The organism is Nocardia sp. NPDC004722, from assembly GCF_053601505.1.
This window is the reverse complement of the sequence record NZ_JBSGBY010000606.1, coordinates 1-4954: the sequence shown is the minus strand read 5'-3', so window position 1 is coordinate 4954 and position 4954 is coordinate 1. Positions and strand designations below refer to the sequence as shown.

The 4954-nt window shown below is 70.0% G+C and carries 5 protein-coding genes; all 5 read right to left on the bottom strand.

Going from position 1 to position 4954, the window contains the following annotated elements; all coding sequences use genetic code 11:
• On the bottom strand, positions 1–966 hold a 966-nt coding region (locus ACWELQ_RS37840), incomplete at its 3' end, for a DUF222 domain-containing protein (protein WP_452401822.1).
• Between the two features lie 128 nt (positions 967–1094).
• Positions 1095–2054 (bottom strand): hexose kinase, encoded by a 960-nt coding sequence (locus ACWELQ_RS37835; RefSeq protein ID WP_452401821.1) that lies wholly within the window; start codon positions 2052–2054, stop codon positions 1095–1097.
• Entirely contained in the window at positions 2042–3199 is a 1158-nt protein-coding gene (locus ACWELQ_RS37830; protein ID WP_452401820.1) for an N-acetylglucosamine-6-phosphate deacetylase, read from the bottom strand. Before ACWELQ_RS37830 ends, ACWELQ_RS37835 begins: the two co-directional genes overlap by 13 nt.
• On the bottom strand, positions 3196–4131 hold the full coding sequence (locus ACWELQ_RS37825) for an ROK family protein (RefSeq protein ID WP_452401819.1): 936 nt from the start codon (positions 4129–4131) through the stop codon (positions 3196–3198). Before ACWELQ_RS37825 ends, ACWELQ_RS37830 begins: the two co-directional genes overlap by 4 nt.
• A 13-nt stretch (positions 4132–4144) precedes the next feature.
• The coding region (locus ACWELQ_RS37820) for an SIS domain-containing protein (RefSeq protein ID WP_452401818.1) at positions 4145–4954 on the bottom strand (810 nt) is incomplete at its 5' end.

Sequence of the window (4954 nt, the reverse complement as noted above, 5' to 3'; positions counted from 1 at the left end):
GACTGCCGCAGTGGCGATCTGGCCGTACGTGGTAGCCGCAGTGGCAGGTTCGCTGGGCACGCCAGCCACAGCAGCAGGCGAGCCGGTCGCGGTGGCGGTCGCGGCAACGGGCTGCAGCAGCGCGAACAACGCGTCGTGGGTGCGCTGACCGGCATCGCGACGATCGCGGCGGGCAGCGTCCTCGAGCGTCTTGGTGTCGAATGCCTTCTCCGACAGGGCAAGCGGCTCCAGGTCGTCGATGTTGCACATGCCAGGGCGGGCGTATTTGGCCAGGAACGCGTCCAGGTAGGCGCGCAGTTCCGGCGTCAGCCAGCCCTCGACCTTGGACATTCCGTCCACACCGGCACGGCCCAGGGTGACGCCGCGACGGCGGCGGCGGTCGGCATCGGAGATCACCGTGCCCTCCGGATCCAGACGCGCGAGGATTTCGCGGCCGATCTTCGGCAGGTCATCCGGCCAGCCGGTCAGGCAGTGCTCCACGAGCTGTTGCTCGATCTCCGCGTACGCTTCCGGGGCGATATCGCCAGGCAGATGCTTGATCACGTCCACGATGTTGCGGACATGGTCACGGGAAAGATCGCCGGACTCGTACGCTTGCGCGGTGGCGGACAGCGCGATCGGGCGGGGCTTGCCGCCGCTGGTGAGGAACTCGCCGCACACTTCGGCGATTTTCACGCGCCCTGCCGCGTCATAGCGCGACAGGCTCAGAGTTTGGCGCAGGAATTCCTTCGGGGAACCAGCACCGGTGGACTGTGGCAAGCCGCGTTCGGCGACCGCGATGATCAACGGGGAATCAAGGGCAGAGAGTTGGCGTTTGCAGGTTTCGAGGTCGCGCAGGAAAGCGGTGAACTCGGCGTCGGTGAGTATGGCGAGGCCGTTGGTGCGGACTGTGGTCGCTACGGAATGGACTGCGGTCACCAGTTGGGTGATGCCGCTGGTTTCGAATACTTCCCCCTTCGAATGCATGTGCTAATACTACCGCCGCCGCCCATGTCCCGGGAACCCGAAATGTCCAGTATCGCAATCTAATTCAGAAAATCTCGAGTTTGAATATTGGAATTAGTGTGCGGCACTTAGTATTTCAAACCGCCTTGTCACCCGTGTTGTTGATGAGTGAGTGTGCTGAGGTCTGTGACCTCGACCGTCGGGGTGAGGCGGCTGCGGAGGGTGAGGTCGATCTGACCGGCGATCGGGATCACCACGGCTGCCGCGGATGTCGCCACGGCGTCGATGAGGACGGTGGGCCAGTCCGGGTCGGAGACGGCCGCGAGCGCACGGATGACGGATGCGGCGGCAGCATCGCCCGCACCGGTCGGATTGCCCGCCAAGGGTTTCGGCAGGCGGGCGGACCAGGCTCCGCAGGCGGTGACGGCGATCATGCCCGCGGTCCCGCGGGTGGCGATGACGGCGCGGACTCCGGCGTCGAGGAGGGGGCGGGCGGCGCGCACCACGGCCTCGGGGCGTTCGGCGACCGCGCCCGTGAGCCGTTCGAGCTCGTCCTGGTTGGGCATGAGCACGACCCCTGGCACGGTGGCCGCCTGCTTCAGGGCCGGTCCGTCGACATCGCAGACCGTCGGAACCCCGGCGGCGACGGCCGAGCGGGCCAGTTCGGCGGGAACGCTGTCCTCGATACCGCCCGGCAGCGACCCCGAGATCACGACGCCGCGCAACTCGGGCAGCAGGAAGGCGATGCGGTCGGCCAGCCGGTCCACGGCGTGCGGCTCGTGGACATACGCGCCGGGCTCCCACAATCCGGTCGCGGTGCCGTCGTGGGATTCGCTGATCACCACGGTGCGCCGGACCCACGGCAGAGCGGGCACGAAGTCGGCCGGGAATTCGGCGGCGGCCGCGGCGGCGAAGGTGTGGTCGGCGAATCCGGTTGCCCGCGCACCGCTTCCGAGCTGGCCCAGCACGCGCATGACATTGATGCCCTTGCCGCCCAGGCGCTGTTCGACCGACAGCACGCGCTGGGCGCGGCCGCGTTCCAGCCGTTCCAGGCGATAGGTGAGGTCGTAGGCGGGATTCATGGTGACGGTGAGGATCACGCCAGCCACCGGCCTCGTCGCAGCACTCGCACCAGGTTCAGCTCCTCGTCCAGTACGACGGCGTCGGCGTACATGCCGGGCCGGAGATCACCGACCTCGTCGAGTCCGGCCGCGGCGGCAGGGGTCGAGGTGACGGCGGCGACCGCGTCGGCCAGCGGCACCCGGCATTCCCGCACCGCCCAGCGCAACCCGTCCAGCAGGGTCGAGGTGCCGCCCGCGAGCGAGCCGCCCGCCACCCGTGCCACCCCGTCGGTCACCGTGACCGTCTGCGGGCCCAGCCGATACTGCCCGTCCGGCATCCCGGCGGCCTGCATGGCGTCGGTGACCAGCGCGACGCGTTCCGGGGCGGTCGCGAAAACCAGTGCGCCGAAACCGGAATCGACGTGCACGCCGTCGCCGATGAGCTCCACGTACGCCTGCTGCTGGGCCGCCGAGACCAGCGCCGCCGCCACCGGTCCGGGCGCGCGATGGTGCAGGGCGGGCATGCCGTTGGCCAGATGCGTGACCAGGGTGGCGCAGCCTTCGGGGCTCAGCGCCTCGCGGAAGCGGGCGAAACTCGAATCGCTGTGGCCGACAGCGACCACCACGCCCGCCTCGGCCAGTTGTTTGGCGGCGGTGTCGAAGCCGGGGCGTTCCGGGGCCAGGGTCATGACGCGGAGTCGGCCGTCGGCGGCCCGCAGCAGGCGGTCGACGAGGGCGGTGTCCGGGTCGATGAGGTAGTCGAGATCGTGTGCGCCGCATCGGGTTCGCGCCAGGAACGGCCCCTCGATGTGGATGCCGGCGATCACGCCGTCGACGGCCAGTCCGCGCAGCGCGGTGACCTGGGCGACCATGATGTCGGGTGCGGCCGTCACGATGCTGGCCAGCACGGTGGTCGAACCCTGCCGGTGGTGGAAGGCGGCGGCGGCTCGCGCCTGCGCGGCGTCGTCGGTGTCGAAGCGGTGACCGAAGCCGCCGTGCGTGTGGATGTCCACCAGACCGGGGACCACCGTCCCGGCGTACTCGGGCGGCAGTTCCCGGTGCGTGGTGGCCCAATCGGTGGCCGGGCGCACCGCGGCGACCCGCTCACCCTGCACGGTCACCACGGCATCCTCCAGAATGCCCGCCCGGGTCACGACCCGGCCGCGTAGCTCCAGCCCGCGTCGGCCATTCACAGCGACCCCGACCTGGCCAGCTCCGCCGCGCCGATCAGTCCGGCGCGAATGCCGAACTGGCCCAATGCGACCCGGGGGACGGGAATCACCCGCAGTAACTCGGTGAGCCGCGCGTGCAGGGCATCGGTGAGAACCGTGCCCGCACCGGCCAGGCCGCCGCCGAGGACGATCAGTTCCGGACAGCTGGCGTGCAGCACGCCGAGCAGGCCCGCGGCCAAGGCGTCGACGGCATCGGCGATCACGGCACGTGCCTCGTCATCGGTGTCGAGGGCGGCGAAAACCGCGTCGGCGCCGGTGATTTCGCGTCCTGTGCGCGCGGCGTAGGCCCGCGCGATGGCAGGACCGGAGGCGACCGTCTCCACGCAGCCGACATTGCCGCACGGGCAGTCCAGTCCATCGCGGTATCGGACCGGGATATGGCCGAATTCCCCGGTCTGCGCGACCCCTGACTGCCCGGCCGGTGCCCGCACCAGCCGTCCACCGACCGTGAGGGTTCCGCTGATCCCGGTGCCCAGGATCACCACGCACACGTCATCGGTCCCGCGGCCCGCGCCGAAGCGGGATTCGGCCCAGCCCGCGACCGTCACATCGTGGTCGATCAGCACCGGCATGTCCCAGCTGTCAGCGAATCGGCTGCCCACCTTCACGTTTCGCCAGCCTAGATTGCTGCTGAACACGGCGACGGCGCGCTCGGGATCGACCAGTCCGGGCAGGATGACCGCCGCGCGAACGACCTGAGCGCGCACGGCGGACGGCAATTCGCCGAGCAGCCGCCTGCCGAGTTCGTCGATCGCGTCGAAAGCGGCCTCACCATAGGGGGTCTCGATGGTGGCGGCCGTCAACACCACGCCGTCGACATCGGTGATCTCACCCTTCGTGGTGCCGCCGCCGACGTCCACGGCGAGCACCAGATCTCCAACCGTGTCAGCCATCACCACGCACCCATCAGCCCAATATGACCGATCTGCTCAGGTTGCGTGGGCGATCCGGATCCAATCCCAGGTCGGCGGCCCGCAACAGGCACAGCCGATGCACCCGGACCAGCTCGACCATGGGGTCCAGCGGGCGATGCTCGAAATGCGCTCCGGTGGCGCGGATCTCGTCGGCCAGGCCCGGGATCGGGGTGCCGAACTCCCACACCGCGCGGCCGGGCCCGGCGATGCTGATCGGGCCGTGCCGGTATTCGGTGGCGAGGTAGGACTCCGTCCAGGCGCGGGCGGATTCCCGGAGTTTGAGCGCCGCCTCGTCGGCCAGCGCGGCGGCGAAACCCATTCCCACGAAGGTGATCTGCTCGGCATGCCGGACATTCGCCGACACCTCCGCGTCCCACTCCGCCAGCACCGCGCGGGCCTGCGTGATAACCGGCTCCAGGTCCTCGCCCAGATGCCAGCGCAGCATGGCCAGCGTCGTTGTGGCGAACCGGGTTTGGACCACCGACAGCTCGTCCACCGCGTCGAGGAGGATAGGCCGGGCCAGTTCCAGCACCGGGGTGCCCGGGCTGGAGCTGATCACCGTGCGCGGAATCGCCTCGGGCAGTGCGGAGATGGCGTCCAGCACCTCGGTTGTGGTGCCGGAGCGGCAGATCACCAGGTAGCGGTCGTACTCGCGGCCGGCGGGGACCACGCTCGCGGGCCAGGCGTCGGTCAGTCCGTGACCGGCCGATTCCCGCAGGGCCGCGAAGGCGCGGGCCATGAACAGCGAGGTGCCGCAGCCGAGTACGGCGACCCGTTCGCCCGGCGCGGGCAACAGGTCGCG